Annotated in this window: 19 protein-coding genes; 12 read left to right on the forward strand and 7 right to left on the reverse strand. The window is 67.2% G+C overall.

All coding sequences use genetic code 11. The annotated features are described in order from the left end of the window. Positions 1-288 precede the first annotated feature (288 nt). From argC to VE25_RS03105, 3 genes are all read right to left on the reverse strand, one after another. On the reverse strand, positions 289-1,239 hold the full coding sequence (gene argC / locus VE25_RS03095) for an N-acetyl-gamma-glutamyl-phosphate reductase (RefSeq protein ID WP_046107129.1): 951 nt from the start codon (positions 1,237-1,239) through the stop codon (positions 289-291). Positions 1,240-1,291: 52 nt separating this feature from the next. Next, on the reverse strand, positions 1,292-1,774 hold the full coding sequence (locus VE25_RS03100) for an SRPBCC family protein (protein ID WP_046107130.1): 483 nt from the start codon (positions 1,772-1,774) through the stop codon (positions 1,292-1,294). Between the two features lie 116 nt (positions 1,775-1,890). After that, positions 1,891-3,066 carry an MFS transporter gene (locus tag VE25_RS03105; protein WP_046107131.1) on the reverse strand — a complete coding sequence of 392 codons (1,176 nt, stop codon included), beginning with the start codon at positions 3,064-3,066 and terminating at the stop codon, positions 1,891-1,893. 397 nt (positions 3,067-3,463) lie between these two features. Here VE25_RS03105 and VE25_RS03110 point away from each other — a divergent pair, with 397 nt between their 5' ends. The 7 genes from VE25_RS03110 (at position 3,464) to VE25_RS03140 (ending at position 12,063) form a co-directional block, all read left to right on the forward strand. After that, positions 3,464-4,624: a Gfo/Idh/MocA family protein gene (locus VE25_RS03110; protein ID WP_046107132.1), complete on the forward strand. Its 1,161-nt coding sequence runs from the start codon at positions 3,464-3,466 to the stop codon at positions 4,622-4,624. Positions 4,625-4,635: 11 nt separating this feature from the next. Continuing rightward, positions 4,636-5,523, forward strand: a complete 888-nt coding sequence (locus VE25_RS03115; RefSeq protein ID WP_046107133.1) for a carbohydrate ABC transporter permease — start codon at positions 4,636-4,638, stop codon at positions 5,521-5,523. Between the two features lie 95 nt (positions 5,524-5,618). Continuing rightward, on the forward strand, positions 5,619-6,461 hold the full coding sequence (locus tag VE25_RS03120; protein WP_046107142.1) for a carbohydrate ABC transporter permease: 843 nt from the start codon (positions 5,619-5,621) through the stop codon (positions 6,459-6,461). Positions 6,462-6,613: 152 nt separating this feature from the next. Then, complete coding sequence (locus VE25_RS03125; protein ID WP_046107143.1) at positions 6,614-7,801, forward strand: extracellular solute-binding protein; 1,188 nt, start codon at positions 6,614-6,616, stop codon at positions 7,799-7,801. A gap of 101 nt (positions 7,802-7,902) precedes the next feature. Further along, positions 7,903-8,982 carry an ABC transporter ATP-binding protein gene (locus VE25_RS03130; RefSeq protein WP_046107134.1) on the forward strand — a complete coding sequence of 360 codons (1,080 nt, stop codon included), beginning with the start codon at positions 7,903-7,905 and terminating at the stop codon, positions 8,980-8,982. Positions 8,983-9,199: 217 nt separating this feature from the next. Further along, positions 9,200-10,066 carry a MurR/RpiR family transcriptional regulator gene (locus tag VE25_RS03135; RefSeq protein ID WP_046107135.1) on the forward strand — a complete coding sequence of 289 codons (867 nt, stop codon included), beginning with the start codon at positions 9,200-9,202 and terminating at the stop codon, positions 10,064-10,066. 50 nt (positions 10,067-10,116) lie between these two features. Next, positions 10,117-12,063: a beta-N-acetylhexosaminidase gene (locus VE25_RS03140; RefSeq protein ID WP_046107136.1), complete on the forward strand. Its 1,947-nt coding sequence runs from the start codon at positions 10,117-10,119 to the stop codon at positions 12,061-12,063. Positions 12,064-12,255: 192 nt separating this feature from the next. On the opposite strand, the gene VE25_RS03145 is transcribed toward VE25_RS03140, so the two are convergent. Next, complete coding sequence (locus VE25_RS03145; RefSeq protein WP_052731693.1) at positions 12,256-15,147, reverse strand: FAD-binding and (Fe-S)-binding domain-containing protein; 2,892 nt, start codon at positions 15,145-15,147, stop codon at positions 12,256-12,258. A gap of 177 nt (positions 15,148-15,324) precedes the next feature. Between VE25_RS03145 and VE25_RS03150 the strand changes: the two genes are divergently transcribed. Beyond that, positions 15,325-15,705, forward strand: a complete 381-nt coding sequence (locus VE25_RS03150) for a RidA family protein (RefSeq protein ID WP_046107137.1) — start codon at positions 15,325-15,327, stop codon at positions 15,703-15,705. Positions 15,706-15,788: 83 nt separating this feature from the next. Further along, positions 15,789-16,184: a DUF1761 domain-containing protein gene (locus VE25_RS03155; RefSeq protein ID WP_046107138.1), complete on the forward strand. Its 396-nt coding sequence runs from the start codon at positions 15,789-15,791 to the stop codon at positions 16,182-16,184. A 58-nt stretch (positions 16,185-16,242) separates the two neighbouring features. On the opposite strand, the gene VE25_RS03160 is transcribed toward VE25_RS03155, so the two are convergent. From VE25_RS03160 to rplS, 3 genes are all read right to left on the reverse strand, one after another. Further along, entirely contained in the window at positions 16,243-16,968 is a 726-nt protein-coding gene (locus tag VE25_RS03160) for a PadR family transcriptional regulator (protein WP_052731694.1), read from the reverse strand. A gap of 91 nt (positions 16,969-17,059) precedes the next feature. Further along, positions 17,060-17,659: a hypothetical protein gene (locus VE25_RS03165; RefSeq protein WP_046107139.1), complete on the reverse strand. Its 600-nt coding sequence runs from the start codon at positions 17,657-17,659 to the stop codon at positions 17,060-17,062. A gap of 96 nt (positions 17,660-17,755) precedes the next feature. After that, the gene (gene rplS / locus VE25_RS03170) at positions 17,756-18,316 is read right to left on the reverse strand and encodes a 50S ribosomal protein L19 (RefSeq protein ID WP_046107140.1); all 561 of its coding nucleotides are present in this window, start codon (positions 18,314-18,316) and stop codon (positions 17,756-17,758) included. A gap of 227 nt (positions 18,317-18,543) precedes the next feature. Between rplS and VE25_RS03175 the strand changes: the two genes are divergently transcribed. The 3 genes from VE25_RS03175 to VE25_RS03185 all read left to right on the forward strand — a co-directional run bounded on the left by VE25_RS03175 (position 18,544) and on the right by VE25_RS03185 (position 20,596). Further along, positions 18,544-18,912: a hypothetical protein gene (locus VE25_RS03175; protein ID WP_046107141.1), complete on the forward strand. Its 369-nt coding sequence runs from the start codon at positions 18,544-18,546 to the stop codon at positions 18,910-18,912. Between the two features lie 70 nt (positions 18,913-18,982). Then, on the forward strand, positions 18,983-19,972 hold the full coding sequence (locus VE25_RS03180) for a copper chaperone PCu(A)C domain-containing protein (RefSeq protein WP_083988690.1): 990 nt from the start codon (positions 18,983-18,985) through the stop codon (positions 19,970-19,972). Positions 19,973-19,984: 12 nt separating this feature from the next. Continuing rightward, positions 19,985-20,596, forward strand: coding sequence for an SCO family protein (locus VE25_RS03185; RefSeq protein ID WP_052731695.1), 612 nt, complete (start codon positions 19,985-19,987; stop codon positions 20,594-20,596). Positions 20,597-20,638: the final 42 nt, after the last annotated feature.

The raw sequence follows: 20,638 nt of genomic DNA on the forward strand, positions 1-20,638 counted from the left end.
CCCCTATCCCCTCCCCTCAAGGGGGAGGGGGACGCATCGTGCCTGTGGCAGCATCCTGCCCTATCCACCGGCTGTCATCCCGGCGAAAGCCGGGACCCAGTACACACCGGCCAAGCGGTTCGCGCACTGCTACTCCCGCCACCGCCGTGTCACCCTGTGAAGGCAGGCATTTCTGTCTGGAGGTCACAGCGCGAGCCGCACCTCCATCGTTTACTGGGTCCCGGCTTTCGCCGGGATGACAGCCGATGGGTGGTTACGGGGCGGTGCCCGGCCAGATACTAATGGGCCCTATGCCGCCAGGCTCGTTGCCGCGTCGACGCCGAGCATCAGGTTGAGGTTCTGCACTGCCGCGCCCGAGGCGCCCTTGCCGAGGTTGTCGTAGACGGCGACGAGCAGAGCCTGGCCGCGCTTGTCGTTGGCAAAGACGTGGAGGCGCATGCGGTTGGTATCGTTGAGGGATTCGGGATCGAGCGCCGGGGTCTTCTCGATCGCCTCGAAGGGCGCGACTTCGACGAAGGAATCCTTGATCGCGGCGTAATGAGCAGCGATGGCGGCATGGAGCTCGGCGCCGGTCGGCGTGCCGGGCAGGCTCGCGAGGTGCAGCGGCACGAAGGTGAGCATCCCTTGCGCGAAATCGCCGACCGAGGGCTGGAACAGCGGCGCGTTGGCGAGCCCGGTATAGGCCTGCATCTCGGGCAGGTGCTTGTGATTGAAGCCGAGGGCATAGGGCATGACGTCGGGGGCGTCCGGGCCCTTGGCTTCGTAGTCCTCGATCATCGAGCGGCCGCCGCCGCTGTAGCCGCTGACCCCGTAGTAGGTGAGTGGATGATCGGCGGGAACGAGGCCTGCCGCGATGAGCGGGCGCACGGCGGCGATGAGCCCCTGCGGCCAGCAGCCGGGATTGGCGACGAACCGGGCATCGGCGATGGCCTGCGACTGACCCTTGTCCATCTCGGCAAAGCCGTAGGCCCAGCCATCGGCGACGCGATGGGCGGTCGAGGCGTCGATGACGCGCGTGGCGCCGTTGTCGATGAGCGAGACGCTTTCCCTCGCCGCATCGTCGGGCAGGCACAGGATCGCGACGTCGGCGGCATTGAGGAGGCGCTTCCTGTCCTCGATGTCCTTGCGCTTGTCGGGCGCGATGGAGATGACCTCGAGGTCGCGCCGGCCGGCGAGCCGCTCGCGGATCTGCAGGCCCGTGGTGCCCGCCTCGCCATCGATGAAGATCTTCGCGACCATCTGCTCGCCTCCAAATACCGGAAACGCTAGATGGACCCGGCGTGTTGCAAGGTCAAGACGCGGCGCTCCCCTCGGCTTCGAGAAGGCCGTCGACGGCGTAGAGCATCTTGCTCCAGCCCTCTTCGGTGCGCTCGACGTAATCGGCCCATTCGGCCCCCATCTCGTGGTAGAGGGTGACCGTCGAGCCCTCTCCGTCCGGCGCCGGCTCGATGATGATGGTGACGAGGGAAACCTCATTCTCCTCCTCGCTTTCGTCGACGAACCAGGTGTGCTGGATCTTGGTCGGCCGGTGGAGGACGCGGAAGGTGCCCCAGGCCCTGGCTTCCTCGCCATCGCGCATGTCCGCATAGAAGAAGCTGCCGCCCTCGCGCACATCCATCTCGAAGCGCACGATCGGCCCGGTGAGCCCCGCCTGCTTCAGCCACGCCTCGTTCCAGAGCCGGGCCTTTCCGGGCTCTGTCATGGCGTCGTAGACGCGCTCGGGGCTTGCCTTGAAGTGATGGGTGACCTTGGCCTCGATCGTTTCGTGCGACATCGCGGCATCTCCCGGTTCGGCAGGATTTCACCAGTATCCGCCGCTGTCATGACAGTTGCGCGATCCCAGCCTTCGTCGCCGAGGATCGCGCATTCCGCCCCGCCGCCGCAAGTCCGTCAGGCCGGGCTCGGCTTCGGCTCGGGCACCGCGGGCGCCGGCTCGAGGCGGCCGGCGAGGATGAAGCTCGTGACCAGCACCGGCACGAGCGCGGCGAGCCCGGCGCGCATGTCGAGCGCCTCGGCGACGAACCCGATGACCGGCGGGCCGACGAGAAAGCCGAGGAGCGCGATGAAGGAGAGGACGGCAACGTTGGCCGACGCCGCCCGGTCGGTGAGGCTCGCCGCCGCGGTCACCGCGAGCGGGAAGCCGACCGAGGCGCCGAGGCCGACGATGCCGAAGCCGACGAGCGCCACGGGCACGCTGGGCGAGAGATAGAGGACTGCGATGCCGAGGAGGGCGAGGCCGGCGCAGACGCGGGCGAGCCGCACCGCACCGAACCGCGCCTTCAACATGTCGCCGCCGAAGCGGCCGGCGGCGACGAGGAGCGCAAAGACCGTATAGCCGATGCCGGCCGATCCCTGCACCGCAAAGACATCGCGCAGGAACACCGCCGCCCAGTCGGCCATCGCGCCCTCGGTGATGGTGATGCCGAAGACGAAGAGGCAGATGCCGAGAAGGCTCCAGCCGGGCAGGCTCCAGGCGGAACGCCTGGAGCCCTCGCCCGCGGGCGCCGCTTCCGCCGGATAGCGCGGCAGGGCGATGCCGACGCCGACCCCGACGGGAAGCGTGACGAGCGCCACCATGAGAATGGCCCAGCGCGCCTCCATCCCCGAAAGCGCCAGCCCCGCGCCGATGAGGCTGCCCGCCATCATGCCGAGCGACCAGCAGCCATGCGCGGTGTTCATCAGGAGCCTGCCCGTCGCCTTCTCCACCCGGTCCGCCTTGACGTTGAGGCCGAGCTCGAGGAACGAGAGCGCCGAGCCGGTGAGGACGAGGGCGGCAAAGAGCCAGGCGGCGTCGGTGGTGAACGCGGGTATGCTGACCGCGACGCCATAGTAGACGAAGCCGGAGATGATGGCGTTGCGCGCCCCGATCCGCCCGACCAGCGGCCCGGCGAAGGGGAGCGTCGCGAGCGTCCCGACCGGCAGGCCGATGAGCGCGACGGCAAGGCCGGCGGGGCCGAGCCCCAGCGCCGCCTGGACGTCGGGAATGCGCGCCAGCCAGCTGCCGAAGGCGAGCGGCTGCAGAAAGAAGACCAGCATCACGAGACGCCGGGCGGTGGAGGAAGCCATCGGAAAGTCACCCCTGCGGTTGGGCGGACGCGGCTCTGGAGGCTGGGGACCGCGGGTTTTGTACGCTCTGCAAACAAATGTTCAGAATTTACATTTCCGGCAATGCCGTCATGCGTTTATGTAAACGACGGATGCATACCAAAGTAAAGCCTTCCCGCATACGCGCGCCCGAACGCGCTTGAATTACGTGCCTCAAACACACGCAAACGGCCCAGAAATTAGGCGCTTGCAGCCCAATTCCGCATCAGATCGGCCGTGGCTTAGATTGGTATTGCCCGCCTCTCGTTTTGCTGTTGACAGACGACGCCGGACGATCCTAACGTTGAAAATCGTTTACAGGATGCGTACCACCGAGGGGGTGAGAGCGCATCGGGTGTCAGGGCACCGGGAGTTATTTATGCGCGTCGGAATTATCGGCCTGGGCTATCGCCTCGGCTATCTTGCCCATGTCTTCAGCCTGATGGTCAAGGACTTTCAGGTGGTCGGCTACGTCGATCCGGCACCGGCCGGAAAGGCGTATGCCGAGGAGCGGGGCGTGACGTTCGGCAAGGCCTACGATACGCCTGAGGCGCTGCTCGAGGCCGAGGACATCGACCTCCTGATGGTCGGCTCGCCCAACCACCTGCACCTTGAGCACATCAAGACCGGGCTCGCCTACGGCAAGAAGATCTTCGCCGAAAAGCCGGTGGTCACCTCCATCGAGGAGACGATGGAGCTCGCCGAGCTCATCGGCAAGCATCCGGCCGACCAGATCATGGTCGGGCTGGTGCTGCGCTATGCTCCGCTTTACGTCGACCTGCGCAAGGCGCAGGCCGACGGGCTTCTCGGCGACATCGTCTCGATCGAGGCAAGCGAGCACATCCCGCCCTACCACGGCGCCTTCTTCCAGCGCGACTGGCGGCGGTACGAGAAATACGCCGGCTCCTTCATGCTGGAGAAATGCTGCCACGACCTCGACCTTTACAACGGCGTCATGGGCTGCCGGCCCGCGTTCGTCGCCAGCTTCGGCGGGCGCAAGGCCTTCATTCCCAAGAACGCTCCGGAAAAGGCGGGCATCAACGACCTCGAGGTCTATCATAGGAAGCCCTCCGGCTGGCAGGGGAGCGACCGCGTCTTCGACGGCGACGGCGACATCATCGACTTCCAAACCGCCATCGTCGAATACGAGAACGGCGCCTCGCTCGCCTTCCACACCAACATGAACGTGCCCGACGATTTCCGGCGCTTTGCCGTGATGGGCGCCAAGGGGGAAGCCGAGGGCGATTTCGTGCGCAACTTCTTCAAGGTGACGGACGCGCGCACAGCCAAGCGCCTCATCGACTCCACCTACAAGTCGTCCGACCTTTCGGCCCATTACGGCGCCGACGAGCAGATGGCGGCCGACATCGCCAAGCACGTCGAACACGGCGCGCCGCTCCCCGTCTCGGTCATCGACGCGCTCGAGGCCGGGCTCCTCGCCCTTTCCATGGACGAGGCGCGCCGAACGAGGAGCGTCGTCGACATGGCGCCCATCTGGCGGCGGTTCGACGCCGCCCTCGCCCGCTCCAAGGCCGCCTGAGGGAGGACGACATGACCAGGCAGCAAAGCGCAACACTCTTCGCCCTCGGTCTTCTCCTCCCGGCAACGCTCTATATCCTCTCGATCGTCGCCTATCCGCTGGTCGACACGATCATCCTGTCGTTCACCAACGCGGCGCTGCGGCCCACATACGACTGGGTGGGCTGGGCCAACTACCAGCGCATCTTCGGGGCCGGCAACTTCACCGAGGTGATCATCAGGACGTTCATCTGGACGTTCTTCTCGGTGGCCACGAAAATGATCATCGGCACCTGCGGGGCGGTGCTGCTCAACGCCACCATCCCCGGCCAGACGGTCTTCCGCATCCTCACCATGCCGCCCTGGGTCGTGCCCATGGCCATCGGCATCTTCATGTGGGGCTGGATGTACAACGGCCAGTTCGGCATGATCTCGGGCCTGTTGCAGAACTTCGGCTTCCTCGACCGGCCGTTCCCGTTCCTGGCCTACGGCAACTCGGCCTTCTGGGCGACGATCGTCACGGACGTGTGGATCGGCGTGCCGATGGTGACGATCTATCTGCTGGCCGCCATCCAGTCGATCCCCAAGGACCTCTACGAGGCCGCCTGGACCGACGGGGCCGGGCGCTTTTATCGCTTCCGCCGCATCACCCTGCCGCTGATGGTGCCGGCGATGCTGACCATGTCGCTCTTGTCGCTCATCGCCACGTTCAACTCCTTCGACATCATCTGGATCCTGACCCAGGGCGGTCCCTCGGGCTCGACCACCACGATGATCATCGACACCTACAAGACCGCCATCGGGTCCTACAAATACGGCGAGGGCGCCGCGCGGGCGGTGGTGATCTGCATATTCGTCTCGCTCTTCTGCATCGTCTACTTCCGCGCCGTACGCCAGTTCGCCAGGGGAGCCGCCCGATGACCGAGGTCGCCCGCAACGCCGATATCGCCGCCGACGCGCCCGTCGCCGCCGCCATCCCGCCGCGAGCGACGGCCCGGCGCCGCTCGGCCAAGCCGATGATCGACCGCTACCGCTGGTGGGAGGTCGTCGGCCTCTACGCCGGCATCGCGCTCTTTCTCATCTTCGTGCTCTCGCCCTTCATCGAAGGGTTCCTGGTGTCGCTGAAGCCGTTGAGCCAGCTCTTTTCCTCGCCCTACAGCTTCTGGCCCAAGAACGGCTCCTTCCAGGCCTATTTCGACATGTGGCGCAGCGTTCCCGCGCTCGGCATCCACATCTTCAACTCGCTCTTCATCTCGAGCGTCGTCACCCTCATAGTCATCGCCATCGTGGTGCCGGCCGCCTATGCGTTCGCGCGGTTCGAGTTCTCGGGCTCGGGGCTGCTGCTGGGCGCGTTCCTGGCCGTCAACATGTTCTCGGGCGCCGTGCTGCTGATCCCGCTCTTCCGCCTGATGCGCTCGCTCGGCTTCCTCAACACCTATTGGGCGATGATCGTGCCGGGGGCGGCCTTCCTCATCCCCTCCTCGATCTGGCTCCTGCGCACCTACCTGATGCGCATCCCGCGCGAGCTCGACGAGGCGGCCTGGGCGGACGGCGCGAGCCGGCTCTATACGCTGCGCCGCGTGATCCTGCCGCTTGCCGCGCCCGGGATCGTGGTCGTCGCCATCATGACGTTCATCGGCGCCTATGCGCAGCAGTTCATCTTCGCGCTGACCTTCAACTCCAAGACCGAGTTCATGCCCCTGCCCATCGGCCTCTTCGGCTTCTTCGGGCGCCAGGAGGTGCTCTGGAACGAGCTGATGGCGGCAAGCTTCGTCGGAATCCTGCCGGTCATGATCGTGATCGTGTTCCTGCAGCGTTACCTGGTGGCCGGCCTCACCGCCGGCGCCGTCAAGCAATGAGCCCCGGCCGGGACATTTTCTTCCGGCCGAGCAAGCAAGGAATGGACGCCACCCGCATGGGAAAAGCGGGCGTCGTCCGGGGACGCGCACCCTGTCGGGTCGCACATCAAGGGAGACTGAACGTGAAAAAGACCAGAGTGCTTCTCGCCTCCATGGTCGCGCTGGCCGGGACGACCGGACTGACCGCCGCCATCCAGGCCGAGGAACTGAACATCATCGTGTGCGGCGACGAAGTGCAGCCGAGCTGGACCAGCTACTTCGAGGAATGGAACGCGGCCAACCCGGATTATCCCGTGGTGCCGGAAGTCGTCGGCTGGGGCCAGTGCCAGGACAAGGTGACGACGCTCGCCGCCGCCGGCAGCCCCGTCGACCTCGCCTATGTCGGCTCGCGCACCTTGAAGCAGCTCGCCCTCAACGACCTCATCGTCGAGATCCCGATGACCGAGGAAGAGAAGGCCGCCTACTACAACTACGTGCCCGAGACCGTGACCTTCGACGGCACCCAGTGGGGCATCCCCGTCGCCTTCTCGACCAAGGCGCTGTTCTGGAACAAGGACCTCTTCGAGGAAGCCGGCCTCGACCCCGAGACGCCGCCCAAGACCTGGGAAGAAGAGATCGCCTTCGCCCAGCAGATCAAGGAGAACACCGACGCCGACGGCTTCGGCCTCGTGGCCAAGACCTTCGACAACACCATGCACCAGTTCCTGCACTGGGTTTACACCAACAACGGCTCGGTGATCGACGCCGAGGGCAACATCACCCTCAACTCGCCGCAGGTGCTGGCAGCGCTCGAGGCGATCAAGGAGATCACCCCGTTCTCCGAGGAAGGCCCGACCGCCTACGAGCAGAACGAAGTGCGCGCCATCTTCCTCGACGGTAAGCTCGGCATGGTGCAGGGCGCCATCTCGACCGGTAACCTCGCAACGGAAGCGGGCATCAACTGGGGCGTCGCCCCGCTCCCGCTCGGTCCCGATGCCGAGGGCCCGGGAACGCTCCTCATCACCGACTCGCTGGCCGTCTTCAAGGGCACCGGCAACGAGGAGAAGGCCATCGAGCTCGCCAAGTTCATGACCACGCCCGAACGGCAGTGGGCCTATGAGCAGGAGGCCGGCCTCACCCCGCTGCGTCCCCTGCCGCAGGTCGACGAGATGGTCGCCTCCAACCCGACCTGGCAGCCGTTCATCGACGGCATCGAGTATGGCGGGCCCGAGCCGCTGTTTACCGACTACCAGGGCCTGCAGAACGTGATGATCGAGATGGTCCAGTCGGTGGTGACCGGCCAGGCCGAACCGCAGGCGGCCCTCGAGCGCGCCGCCGGCGAGCTCGAGCAGTACAAGTAAGGCAAAACGAGCCGCGCCGCCGCCTTTCGCGAGGCGGCGGCGCCTTCAACGAGACATGCCCGATCCGGCCGCGCCGGACCGTCGCCGCCCAGGAGGTCAACTTGGCCAGCGCCCTCACCCTTGCCAATGTCAGCAAGTCGTTCGTCAACACCGAAGTCATCAAGGGCGTCGACCTCGACATCGCCCAGGGCGAGTTCGTCGTCTTCGTCGGCCCTTCAGGCTGCGGGAAATCGACGCTCCTGCGCATGATCGCCGGGCTCGAGGACACCACCGGCGGCGACATCGTCATCGACGGCAATCGCGTCAACGAGCTGCCCCCGGTCAAGCGCGGCATCGCCATGGTCTTCCAGAGCTACGCGCTCTATCCGCACATGAGCGTCTTCGAGAACATCGCCTTTCCGCTGCGGGTCGAGAAGCTCCCCCAGGGCGAGGTCGACAGCCGCGTCAACGGCGCGGCGCGCGTGCTCCAGCTCGAGAGCCGCCTGCAGCAGCGCCCCGGCACCCTCTCGGGCGGGCAGCGCCAGCGCGTCGCCATCGGACGCGCCATCGTGCGCCAGCCCAAGATCTTCCTCTTCGACGAGCCGCTCTCCAACCTCGACGCAGCGCTCCGTTCCGAGATGCGCGTCGAGCTGATGGAGCTGCACAAGCGCCTCGGCTCCACCATGATCTACGTCACCCACGACCAGATCGAGGCCATGACCATGGCCGACCGCATCGTGGTGCTCTCGGCCGGCGAGATCGAGCAGGTGGGCTCTCCTCTCGAGCTCTACCACCGGCCGGACAACCTCTTCGTTGCCGGCTTCATCGGCAGCCCCAAGATGAACTTCATCAAGGGCCGCTGCACCGCCGCCGCCAACGGGCGCGTGACGCTCGACCTCGGCGACCTCGGTCCGCTCGAGCTCGACCGCAGCGCCGACGGGCTCGCCGGCCAGGAGGTGACGGTCGGCATCCGGCCCGAGCATCTCCTGATCGGGGGCGGCGACTTTTCCATGACCATCGCCCCGCACCTCATCGAGCGGCTCGGCATCCACACGGTGCTTTATGCGCACGTGCCCGGCACGCATTCCTTCATCGCCCTCTTCGAGGGGGATCCGGACGTCGCCGAAGGCAAGCCCGTCGAGATCGGCTTTAAGAAGGCCGACGTCCACCTCTTCGACGCCGCCGGCCGGGCGGTGCGCTGAGGAAGCGGGGTGGATCGCCTTTTGCACCGGAGGCTCCCCTCCCCCTTGATGGGAGGGGCTGGGGGTGGGGGTCCATCGGTTGACCACATAACCACCCCCACCCTCAATCCCTCCCCTCAAGGGGGAGGGAAGCGCATCGTGCCCGAGGCGCCATCGTGGCAACACCGAGCCGCTACTCTTTCATCCGCCCGCTCCGGGCCTGCCAAAGAACGGTTCCATGTCTGATCTGGTCGGCCTCCTCTACAACGAACGCGACGAATTCACCCGCTCCGAGCAGGTCCTGACCGACATCGTGCTCGCCGATGTCGACGCGGTGCTCAACATGTCGATCGTCGACCTGGCGCGCATCGCCGACGTCTCGCCGCCGACCGTCACCCGCTTCTGCCGGCGGCTCGGGTGCAAGAGCTACGCCGAGTTCCGCGTCAGGCTGGCCCAGTCGCGCTTCATCGGCTCGCGTTACCTCGTGCCGCCCGCCGGCCCGCAGACCGCCCGCGACATCGCGCAAGGGGTGGTCGGGGACATCCAGTCGACCATCTACGACACCTTCGAGCGGCTCGACATCCCGGCGATCGAGGCGGCGGCCGAGGCGATCCTGCGCGCCAGCTACGTCCTTTCGTTCGGTTCGGGCGGCGGCTCCTCGATGATGGCGATGGAGGCCGAGACCCGGCTCTTCCGGCTGGGGCTCAAGGTCTCCTCGACCGTCGACCACCAGGCCCAGCTGATGCGTGCGGCCGGCGCCCCCAACGGCACGGCGGTGCTCGCCTTCTCGATGAGCGGCAACAACATCCCGCTGGAAAAGGCGCTCGCCATCGCCGGCGAGTACGGCCACCGGCGCATCGTCGTCACCCGGACGGGCTCGCCCGTCGCCGACCGGTCCGACATCCTCCTCGCCGTCGACCGGGCCGAGCACTCCGACATCCTAAAGCCTTCGACCGGACGCTACGCCTATCTCGCGCTCATCGACATCCTCGCCCAGACGGTCGCCACCCGCATCGGCGCGCCGGCGGTCAACGCCCTGCGGCGGATCAAGCACCAGCTCGTCGTCAACCGCGACGGGGACGACGCCCAGCCGCTCGGCGACTAGCGCGTCCTGCTCCAGCGCCCCAGACTCTGCAACTCACAGGTTCGAAAGCCATGTCCGTTCGGCCCGCCCTCACCCTTGCCACCACCTTCAGCAAAGCCACCGACGGCAAGCCCGCAACCTATGGACTGGAGCTGACCAACGAGTCGACCGAGGCCATCCGCGACTTCACCCTCTGCTTCGTCGCCCCGACCCGCGTCGACCTCGACGCCGTGTTCGACAATGCGACGATGCAGCGGCGCTCCTCCAACTTCGTCGAGATCGCGCCGCCGGCCGGGTTCGTCCTCGAGCCGGGCGGGCGCTGGAAGGCCTCGACCGCGAGCCTCGGACGGGACCTGCGGCACTGGAGCGACGGCGCCAACGCGGCCTATCTCGCCTTCGCCGACGGCAAGACTCTGCCCGTCGAAAGCCGCCCGACGACGCTGACCGGCGACAACGCGCCATTGAAGCGCGGCACCGAGCCCTTCCCCGTGCCGGGCCCCGGCAAGTCGCCCGCGCCGATCTCCGTCGTGCCCTGGCCCAACCACGTCGCCATCGAGGGCGCGCGCGACGTGCCCGCAGGCCTTGCGATCACGGCGTCGGGCGAGGCGCAGACGGCTGCGGATGCGTTCGCCGACCTGGCCCGCTCGCTCTTTCCCGCCGACGCGCTGGTGCGTCCGGTGGAGGAGGGCGGGCTTTCCGTCACCCTCGTCACGGGCGCCGGGCAGAAGCCGGAAGCCTACCGCATCGTCTTCGGCGACGAGGTGACGGTCCATGCCGCCGGCCACGCCGGCTGGCTCTACGGCCTCGTGACGCTCGGGCAGATCCTGCGCGGCGCGCGCCGGCACCCGCTGACCTTCAGCTTTCCGGCCGCCGGCGAGATCGTCGATGCGCCCGCGTTCGGCTGGCGCGGCAGCCATCTCGACGTCTCGCGACAGTTCTATTCCACGGGCGAGGTCGAGCAGTTCCTTAAGGTGATGGTCTGGAACAAGCTCAACCGCTTCCACTGGCACCTGACCGACGACGAGGGCTGGCGCGTCGAGATCGACGCCTATCCGGAGTTGACGCGGGTCGGCGCCTGGCGCGGCCACGGCCTGCCCATGCCCCCGCTCTTCGGCACGGGTGCGGCGCGGACCGGCGGCTACTACACCAAGGCCGCGATCCGGCAGGTGGTGGCGCTCGCCGAAACCTTCGGCATCGACGTGGTGCCCGAGGTCGACGTGCCCGGCCACTCGTTCGCCGCGATCACGGCGCTGCCCTGGCTCGCCGACCCCGACGAGACCGGCGCCTACTACTTCCACGACAATTTTCCAAATGGCTGCCTCAACCCGGCGCATGAGCCGGTCTACGAGTTCGTGGAAAAGGTGTTCGGCGAGCTGCTCGAGCTTTTCCCGTCCAGAACCTTCCATGTGGGCGCCGACGAGGTACCCGAGGGCGCCTGGGAGGGATCGCCGCTGGCGCGGGCCATGAACGAAGAGATCGGCGGCACCGGCAGCCCGGCCAAGCTCCAGGCCGCTTTCCTCAAGCGCGTGCAGACGTTCCTGACCGCCAACGGGCGGATCACCGGCGCCTGGGAAGAGGCGGCGATGGGCGGCGGCATCGACAAGGAGCACGCCTATCTCGTCGGCTGGACGACGATCGAGGTGAGTCAGGAGCGCGCCGAAGAGGGCTACGACATCGTCATCGCGCCGGGCCAGCGGTACTACCTCGACATGGCGAACGGGGCCGCCTGGTCGGAGCCGGGCGCGAGCTGGGCCGGCTGGTCGGGGCCGGAGGAGACCTATATCTTCCAGCCCGGCGGCGACTGGACGGAGGAACAGAAAAAACATCTCCTGGGCGTGCAGGCCTGCATCTGGTCCGAGCACCTGACCGACCGCGCCATCTTCGACCGCCTGGTGTTTCCCCGGCTTTCGGCCATCGCCGAAACGGGGTGGACGCAGGCGGAGAGGAAATCCTGGCCGCGGTTCAGGGCGATGGCGGGGCTGCTGCCCAATCTATACGGGTATTGGGCGACGGAGTAGGGGCTGGCCAGAAGGAAAGGCCCCCTCATCCGCCCTTCGGGCACCTTCTCCCACGAGGGGAGAAGGGAAGATGTGCCGTCCAAAGGGCCCGCTGAAGGGCGTTTTCAACTGAATCGGCTGGTGGCCACCCGACCTTCTCCCCTCGTGGGAGAAGGTGGATCGCGCTTGCAAAGCGCGAGACGGATGAGGGGGTTACCCCACCGGCCTGCTGGCATATTCCAGCAGGCTCGCCAGCGACACGAACGGAACGCCCGCCTGCTCGGAAAGCCCCGAGGCGCAGGTGGCGACGGTCGAGACGCCGAGATCGCACCCTTGCGGGATGTCGCGTTTCACGAAACGCGTCGCATGATCGTTGAGCTCGGGGATGAAGAGCCCCTTGTCCCCCGCATAGCCGCAGCAGGTGATGGACGAAAGCACCGCGATCTCATCGGCGCAGGCGCGCGCGATCGCCTCCGTCGCTCCTTGCTCGCGCATGCGCTGGGCCGAGCAGTTGTGGTGCACCGCCACCACGGCCACGCGCCGGGTGATGGTGAGGTGGGGCAGGACATTGGCGAGGAGGAACTCGCTGGAATCGGCCACATGCGCCTCGCCCGGAAATTCGCGCAGATGCTTGGCGCAGGTCGAGGCGTCGGTGAGGACGGGTACCGCGCCGCGATGCGAAAGCGCCGAGAGCCCGGCCTTCAGCCGCCCGCCGACCCGCCGCGATTCCTCCGGGAACCCCTTGGACTGGAACGGCTGGCCGCAGCACTGGCCGTTGAGGTGTTCGGGCACGCTCACCGCATAGCCGGCTCGGGTCAGCAGCGCGACCATCGCGTCGGGCGTCGACTTGAGGTCATAGGCGGTCCTGGGCGCGCCGAACATGCGCGTGGCGCAGGAGGGGAAGTAGACGACGGGACCACGCGGGGCGTCGGCCGAAGGAGCAACGGGCGTTGCCGCGCCCGGGCCGGGCTTCAGCGCCTCGTAGACGCGCGGCACGCGCTTGCCGGTGAGGCGGCGCGCGGTTTCCGTGACGCTGGCGACGACCGGCGCCGAGACCACGGCCTTGGCCGCATCGGCAAGCCCGACGCCGAGGCGCATGGCCGTTTCGATCGTGCCGGTATGGTCGGCTGCCACATGGGCCACTTTCCTCGCGACGTCGCCGCGCCGGCGGGCCCGCTCGCCGAGGATCATCGTTCCGGTCTCGATGCCGACAGGGCAGCGCAGCGAGCAGAGATTGCAGGCCGCGCAGGTATCCATGCCGGCATACTGGAAGCCCTCGTCGAGGATTTTCAGCCGCTCCGGATCCTCGCCGGTGCGGCGCAGCCGCGCGCGCTCGCGGGTGACGGCGATGCGCTGGCGCGGCGTGAAGGTCATGTGGTGGCTGGGGCAGGCCGGCTCGCAGAAGCCGCACTCGATGCACATGTCGACGAGATCGTCGGCAAGCGGCATCGCCTTCAAATTCTTGATATGGACGTGCGCGTCGGCATTGAGCAGCACGCCGGGATTGAGCAGCAATTCGGGATCGAAGAGCGCCTTGATCCGGTGCATCAGGCCATAGGCCTTGCTGCCCCACTCGGCCTCGACGAAGGGCGCGATGGCGCGACCCGTGCCGTGCTCGGCCTTCAAGGACCCCTGGTACTTGACCGAGACGAGCTGCGACAGGTCATGCGAGAAGCGGTCGAACTTTTCGGCCGCGCCCGGGGCGGTGAAATCGTCGCTCATCTGGAAGTGCAGATTGCCGGCGAGCGCGTGCCCAAAGATGATCGCGTCCTCGTAGCCGTGATCGTCGAGCAGCTGGCGCATCTCGATGACGAAGTCGGCGAGCCGGTCGATGGGCGCGGCGACGTCTTCGGTCAGCATCGAGGTGCCCTTGGGGCGCATGGCCCCGCCCGAGGCGAAGAAGCCCTTGCGGATGTCCCAGAGCGCGTGCGAGCGCACTTCGTCGGTCGAAAAATCGATGTGAGTGGCGTTCTCGCTGGCGAGGAGGGCCACGGCCTTCTCGACTTCGACCGCGAGCTCCTCGGCTGTCGGGGCCGTCACGTCGATGAGGACGGCCGGCGAGTTGTCGGTGAGGTAGGGCAGGAGCGGCGCCATCGGCGGCAGGTGCTCGACTGTCGCGAGGGCGCGCCGCTCGATGTATTCGGCCGCGGTGACGCCCGTCGTCACCTGCACGCCATTGTTGGAGAGCTTGATGATCGCCCGGCCGGCCGACTGCGGATCGGGGAACGGCACCAGCGCCGTCGACTTGTAGGGGTGCTCGGGCACCGTGTTGTAGGTGACCTCCGAGACGAACCCAAGCGTGCCTTCCGAACCGACCATCAGGTGGATGAGGATGTCGAGCGGATCGTGGTAATCGACGAGGGCGTTGAGCGAATAGCCGACGGTGTTCTTGATCGCGTATTTGCGGCGGATGAGGGCGACGAGCTCGTCGTCGGCCATCACCTCGTGGTGGAGCCGGTGCAGCTCCTCCAGCATTCCGGCATGCGTCTTGCGGAAGCTCGCGCAGCTTTCCGGGTCGCCGGAATCGAGCATGGTGCCGTCGGTGAGGACGATCCGCAGCCGCGCCATGGTGTGGTAGGTGTTCTGCGCCACCCCGCAGCACATGCCTGACGAGTTGTTGTTGACGACACCGCCGATCTTGCAGGTGGCCTGGCTCGCCGGATCCGGCCCGATCTTGCGGTTGAAGGGCTTCAGCGCCGCATTGGCCTGCGCGACGATGATCGCGGGCCCGAGCGTGATCTGCCCGGCGCCGGGATGGATCTGCATCTTGCGCCAGCCGTCGCCGAGGACGGCGAGGACGCCGTCGGTCACCGCCTGGCCGGAGAGCGAGGTGCCGGCGGCCCGGAAGGTCACCGGCAACCCTTCGGCACGCGCCGCCTCGAATACGGCGCGCACATGGTCTTCGCTGTCGACGAAGACGACGGCGGCGGGGATCAGCCGGTAGGAGGAGGCGTCGCCCGACCAGGCATAGGTCATCAGCGGATCGGTCATCATCCGCTTGGGCTCGATGACGCCCCTGAGGCGCTGGACGACCCGCTCGCCAGCGGCCTGCTTGTCGAAAGGTTGTGCGGAACGGGTCTCTGGGGAAAGGACGGCTTGCTGCATACGCCCTAACTAACATGTTAGTGACGGCAGGGGGAAGGAAAACTTGGCGCCTGCTGCGCGCGCTCCGTGGCGAAACGGCTTTTCGCAAACGTTGCGAAACCAAAAAGAGAGGACACCCGTCTCGGCCGGAACGCATATGGCTCTAGTATGTCGGCGTAACTCCAAGGGAGAATCACCATGATGAAAGCGATCAACCTCAGCGACCGGCCGGCGCCCGAGGTCTACAGCCACGCCGTCGAGGCGACGGGGATCGGGCGCATTCTTTTCGTTTCCGGGCAGGTCGGCGTCGCGGCCGATGGCAGCGTCGCCTCGGACGTCGCGGGCCAGGCGCAGCAGGCCGCCGCCAACCTCGATGCGGTGCTGGCGGAGGCCGGGATGAGCAACGCCAACATCGCCAAGTGCACGATCTTCCTCACCGACGAGGCCAATCTCGGCCCGTTCATGCAGGCGGCCGCCGGCGCCCTGCCCTCCCCGCCGCCGGCGACGACCCTCGTCATCGTCAAGGCCCTCGCCGACCCGCGCCTGCTGGTCGAGATCGAGGCGATCGCGGTGGGTTGAGCTCCTGCCGGGGCCATCGAAATCCGCATGACGCAAGGCGCCGGCTGCGGCATAATGGCTCAGGCTTGAGGGGAGGGCTTTCCATGACAATCAACTGGCTCGCCGTCATCGCGGCGGCGCTTTCGATGTTCGTCGTCGGCGCGATCTGGTATTCGCCGATGCTGTTCGGCAGGGCCTGGCAGAGGGCGGCGGGCCTTTCCGAGGAAGACGCGAGGCGCGGCAACATGCCGTTGATCTTCGGTCTCGCATTCGTTCTGACGCTGCTGATGGCGGCCAACCTCGCCTTCTTCCTCGGGCACCAGGCAAGCCTTGATTTTGCCATCGGCGCGTCGCTCGCGGCCGGGCTCGGCTGGGCGGCGTTCGGACTTTCAATCGTCGCGCTCTTCGAGCGCCGGCCGCTCGCCTATTTCCTCATCAACGGCGGCTACCTGACCGTCGGCTTCCTGGTGATGGGATTGATCCTCGGCCTCTGGCGCTGAGCGCCCAGGCCGAAAACGAAAGCGGCGGATACCGATGTACCCGCCGCTTCCGTATCGTTCAGAGGTCGACGTCCTCGTCGGCGCGGCCGATGCCGCGGATATCGGCAGCGGCCTTGCGCAGGATTTCGGCGAGGCGCCGCTGGTCCTCCTCGGACCCTTCGACCGCCTTGCGGATGGCGGCCTTCAGCTCCCGGCGCGCTTCGTTAACTTCGGGGATGACGTCCTCGATGTCCCGGTCGGCGCGCGGCGAACCTTCCGCGCCGCGCCAGCGCTTGAAGCCCTCGAAGTCCTCGCGGTCGCGCTCGCGGTTGAACGGCCAGTCGCTCCTGGCGAATTCGCGCAGGCGCGCCATGTGCTCGCCGGCCTTGGCGAGGAACTCGAGCGTCTTCTCGATCGCCTCGCGGTTGTCGGCAAGGTGTGCGCGGCCGTCCTCGGTGATCGTATAGAGCTTCTTGTTGCCGTCGGCTTCCGACGTCACGAACCCGGCTTCCTCGAGATAGGTCAGGGCCGGATAGACGACGCCGGGGCTCGGCGAATAGAAGCCCCCGGACTTCTCCTCGATCGCCTTGATGAGGTCGTAGCCATGGCGCGGCTGCTGCTCGATGAGGTAGAGCGCGACGAGCCGCAGGTCACCGGAGGCGAGCATGCGCCCGATGCGCCAGCCGCCGCCCCAGTTGCCGAAATTCTCGTCACCCGCCATGCGCGCGAACCTGTGCCAGTTGCGCCGCGCCATGGCCTCGAGCCGCCGCCAGTCCGGCTCGCCGTCGCGGAAATAACGTCCCATGATCTTAAAACTCCGATATGTCGGGTTTGAACCTGAGACATCAGGTTGGACGCCGAGTGTGGCGTTTCAAGATATATCGCACGATATTTTTTTAACGCCGCTCCGCCACCCACGCCTCGAGTTCGTCGAGGTTCGTCCCCGCCCGGGCGATGGCGAACTGGTAGATGTCGAAGCTGCCGACGACTTTGCCGTAGTAGTCCGGCCGTTCGCGGGCCTGGGTCTTGAGCCTGAGGATCAGGTCGCGGTCGGCCCTGGCGAGCTCGGCCATCAGCGCCGCGTCGCGAGCCTGACGGCGCTCGAAATCGTCCGGCGCCCAGCCCCAGAGATCGGCCTTCCAGGCGCGGTCCATGTGGTCGCGGAACTCGATGCCCCAGTAGAGCCCGGCCCCGAGCGGGTGCGGATCGACATAGTCGTCGAGATAGTGGCCCTTGTGGAGGCGCATGCCGGCCGCTTCCAGGCGATCGGCGAGCTCGGGGCCCATCCGCATCCATTCGAGCCGCCGCTCCGGCGCGGCGGGCATGTGGATGTCCATGTCACGCCAGACCATCAGGCCATAGGCGAAGCTCCCGGTCGGCGCGACGGCGCCGAAGCGCTCCGCAAAGAGCGCGAGAATGTCGAGGCGCTCAAGCACCTCGCGGGCCTCGGCCTTGAGCGCATCGGCCGTTTCGGCGCGGGTTCGGGTATCGGTCATGGTTTCCTCCTCGGTGGCAATAAAAAAGCCCGGCGCCTTTCGGGGCCGGGCTTTCCGAATTTCGTTGGAAGCAAGGGCTGGTATGCAGCCTTTGCGTTATTCGCTCTTGGCTTCCTCGGCTGTCGGAGCCTCGGCGGCAGCGGCTTCTGCAGCAGCGGCGGCCGCGGCGGCTTCTTCAGCCTCCTTGGCGGCCTGCTCGGCAGCGAATGCCTCGGCGGCGGCGACCTTCTCGGCCTCGCGCGCCTCGCGGGCGGCCTGGGCCGCCGAGCGCTCGTCGGCCTCGATCTTCTTGGTGCGCGCGCTCGTCGATTCAAAGATACGGGCCGACTTGCCGCGACGATCGCGCAGGTAATAGAGCTTGGCCCGGCGCACCTTGCCGCGCTTCAGCACCTCGATGCGGTCGATGTTGGGCGAATAGAGCGGGAAGACGCGCTCGACGCCTTCGCCATAGGAGATCTTGCGGACCGTGAAGCTCTCCATGATGCCGCCGCCGGTGCGGGCGATCACCACGCCTTCGTAGGCCTGCAGACGTTCCTTGTCGCCTTCGCGGATCTTGACCCAGACCTTGACGGTGTCGCCATGGGTGAATTCGGGAATATTGGCCTTGGCCGAGAGGGACTCGAGCTGTTCGCGCTCGAGCTGCTGAATGATGTTCATGTCGATCCGTCCTGATCTTTTCGAGGGGCGGCCTCGGTGGGTTGCCCCACGCCGATCGCCCGGTCTTGGTTACACGGAGATTTTGGATTGGCGGGCTATAGAGCAAGAAACCGGCCAAGTCCACTCAAAAACCGCCTTTTGCCGCCTCCCGCAGGGGTGCGGTGCTTTTGCCGCATGACGGGCGGGCCCGCCTCGGCTAAAGAAGGGGCGAACGAGGCGGAAACGCGATGGGCACGACCGGGACGATGGTGAAGGACGCGATGCGGGCGCTGCTCGTGCTCGCCCTCGTCTTCTTCAACTTCGCCCACGCGCCGGTCTCCGCATCCGTCGGCTACGACAGCGAGCTGCGCCCCTACCTTGCCGCGACCGTTGCCGCTTTCGTCGACTGCGGCGACGCGGACGGCAATGGCGGGCTCGCCCATGCGCCGTGCCACGCCTGCCGCATCGGCGGCGGCGCCGACCTGCCGCCGGCGCCGGTCTGCGCGCTGAGCCTGCCGCGCGCCGCCGAGCCGGTCGCCTATGTCCGCCCGGCGGATACCTTCGCCCCCCGCTTCCCGGTGACCTCGGGAACGCCGAGGGCCCCGCCCGCCGCCTGACCTTTCGCCTCCGTCACGCCGGCCCATCGCGCCGGCAGATACCTGCACTTTTGCGAAAGCTCAGATTCCCATGAAAAAGACCCTTCTGCGCGCCGGCATGGCGCTTTGCGCCACCAGCTACTTGCTCGTCCACTTCGCCCCGCAGGCCCACGCCCACGCGGGAATCGCACCGGCCGAGGTCGCCAACGGCACGACGGTGCGCGCCGTCATCACCATTCCGCACGGCTGCGACGGCCTTGCTACCGATACCGTGGTCGTCGACCTGCCCGAGGGCTTCGTCAACGCAAAGCCGATGGTAAAGCCCGGCTGGCAGATCGCCACCGAAACCGGAGCCTATGCCAAGACCTACGACGACCACGGCACCCCCGTGACCGAGGGGGTCCTGCGCGTCACCTGGAGCGGCGGCGCGCTGCCGGACGACCAGTTCGACGAGTTCGTCGTGCGCGGCGCCCTGCAGGGGTTCGAAACGGAAACGGCCCTGCCTTTCACGGTCACCCAGCACTGCGGCGATGAGGCGATCGCCTGGGAGGAGATCGCCGAGGCCGGCACCGATCCGCACAGCCTCGAGCGTCCCGCTCCCGTGATCACCGTCAAGCCGGCGAGCGGCGCGGACGCGCATGCCCACCATGGCGGCCATGGCAACCATGCGGCGGTGGTTACCGCCGGCGACCTCGAGATCACCGGCGCCTTCACCCGTGCGACCCTGCCCGGCGCGCCGGTCGGCGGCGGGTTCCTGACCATCACCAACACCGGCGCCGAGGACGACCGGCTTATCGGCGCGTCCGCGGCCTTTGCCGGCGAAGCGCAACTGCATGAGATGGCCGTCGAGAACGACGTGATGAAGATGCGCGAGCTTCCCGACGGCATTCCCGTTCCGGCGGGCGAGGCGGTGACCCTCGAGCCCGGCGGGCTGCACATGATGTTCATGGGGTTGAAGGAGCCGCTGGTCGAAGGCACCGAGGTGCCGGTGACGCTGACCTTCGAAAAGGCCGGCACCGTCGAGGTGACGCTGGCGGTCGCCGCGCCGGGCGCTGATGCCCATGGCGAACACAACCACTAGGGGAGGGCGCACATGGCCACGTCTTCGATGAAGACCCTGCGCCTCGGGCTCTGGATCGCGGTGGGCGTCGCGGCGGTGGGGCTCGGCTTCGCCGCTCTGCTGCTGCCGCGCCTTTCGACCCAGCCCTCGGCCGCCCCCTATGGGGCGGGCGACTACGAACTCGTCGACCATGACGGCGCACCGGTGACCGATGCGACGTTCGCCGGCGGCAAGCCGAGCCTCGTCTTCTTCGGCTTCACCCACTGCCCGGAAGTGTGCCCGACGACGCTCTATGAAATGGCGGGCTGGTTCGAGGCGCTGGGGCCTGAGGGCGAAGACCTCAATGCCTTCTTCGTCACCGTCGACCCCGAACGCGACACGCCCGACATGCTCAAGGCCTATGTGACGGCTCCGACCGACCGGGTGCTCGGCATCACCGGCTCGTCCGAGGAGATCGCGCAAGCCATCGAGGCCTGGCACGTCCACGCCGAGCGCATCCCGCTCGAGGGCGGCGACTACACCATGGACCACACCGCCTCGGTCTTCCTAATCGGGCCCCGGGGCGAGTTCGAAGGCACCATCGCCTATCGCGAGGCGGGCGACGTGGCGCTGGGCAAGATCCGGAGCCTGCTGGCGAAGAGCTGAGGGCCTTGTTGCTCCCCTCCCCCTTGAGGGGAGGGGATAGGG

It is taken from the genome of Devosia geojensis (genome assembly GCF_000969415.1).
Taxonomy (GTDB): domain Bacteria; phylum Pseudomonadota; class Alphaproteobacteria; order Rhizobiales; family Devosiaceae; genus Devosia; species Devosia geojensis.

Coding starts and splice junctions, on each gene's coding strand:
- VE25_RS03160 (WP_052731694.1), bottom strand. CDS start 16,968: ATGGGACGTTATTTCCGCGACGGCGAGCCGGACTGGCGGCGGCTCGAG.
- VE25_RS03185 (WP_052731695.1), top strand. CDS start 19,985: ATGGCCACGTCTTCGATGAAGACCCTGCGCCTCGGGCTCTGGATCGCG.
- VE25_RS03165 (WP_046107139.1), bottom strand. CDS start 17,659: ATGACCGATACCCGAACCCGCGCCGAAACGGCCGATGCGCTCAAGGCC.
- VE25_RS03120 (WP_046107142.1), top strand. CDS start 5,619: ATGATCGACCGCTACCGCTGGTGGGAGGTCGTCGGCCTCTACGCCGGC.
- VE25_RS03105 (WP_046107131.1), bottom strand. CDS start 3,066: ATGGCTTCCTCCACCGCCCGGCGTCTCGTGATGCTGGTCTTCTTTCTG.
- VE25_RS03140 (WP_046107136.1), top strand. CDS start 10,117: ATGTCCGTTCGGCCCGCCCTCACCCTTGCCACCACCTTCAGCAAAGCC.
- VE25_RS03135 (WP_046107135.1), top strand. CDS start 9,200: ATGTCTGATCTGGTCGGCCTCCTCTACAACGAACGCGACGAATTCACC.
- VE25_RS03175 (WP_046107141.1), top strand. CDS start 18,544: ATGGGCACGACCGGGACGATGGTGAAGGACGCGATGCGGGCGCTGCTC.
- VE25_RS03150 (WP_046107137.1), top strand. CDS start 15,325: ATGATGAAAGCGATCAACCTCAGCGACCGGCCGGCGCCCGAGGTCTAC.
- argC (WP_046107129.1), bottom strand. CDS start 1,239: ATGGTCGCGAAGATCTTCATCGATGGCGAGGCGGGCACCACGGGCCTG.
- VE25_RS03100 (WP_046107130.1), bottom strand. CDS start 1,774: ATGTCGCACGAAACGATCGAGGCCAAGGTCACCCATCACTTCAAGGCA.
- VE25_RS03115 (WP_046107133.1), top strand. CDS start 4,636: ATGACCAGGCAGCAAAGCGCAACACTCTTCGCCCTCGGTCTTCTCCTC.
- VE25_RS03125 (WP_046107143.1), top strand. CDS start 6,614: ATGGTCGCGCTGGCCGGGACGACCGGACTGACCGCCGCCATCCAGGCC.
- VE25_RS03155 (WP_046107138.1), top strand. CDS start 15,789: ATGACAATCAACTGGCTCGCCGTCATCGCGGCGGCGCTTTCGATGTTC.
- VE25_RS03110 (WP_046107132.1), top strand. CDS start 3,464: ATGCGCGTCGGAATTATCGGCCTGGGCTATCGCCTCGGCTATCTTGCC.
- VE25_RS03145 (WP_052731693.1), bottom strand. CDS start 15,147: ATGCAGCAAGCCGTCCTTTCCCCAGAGACCCGTTCCGCACAACCTTTC.
- VE25_RS03180 (WP_083988690.1), top strand. CDS start 18,983: ATGAAAAAGACCCTTCTGCGCGCCGGCATGGCGCTTTGCGCCACCAGC.
- rplS (WP_046107140.1), bottom strand. CDS start 18,316: ATGAACATCATTCAGCAGCTCGAGCGCGAACAGCTCGAGTCCCTCTCG.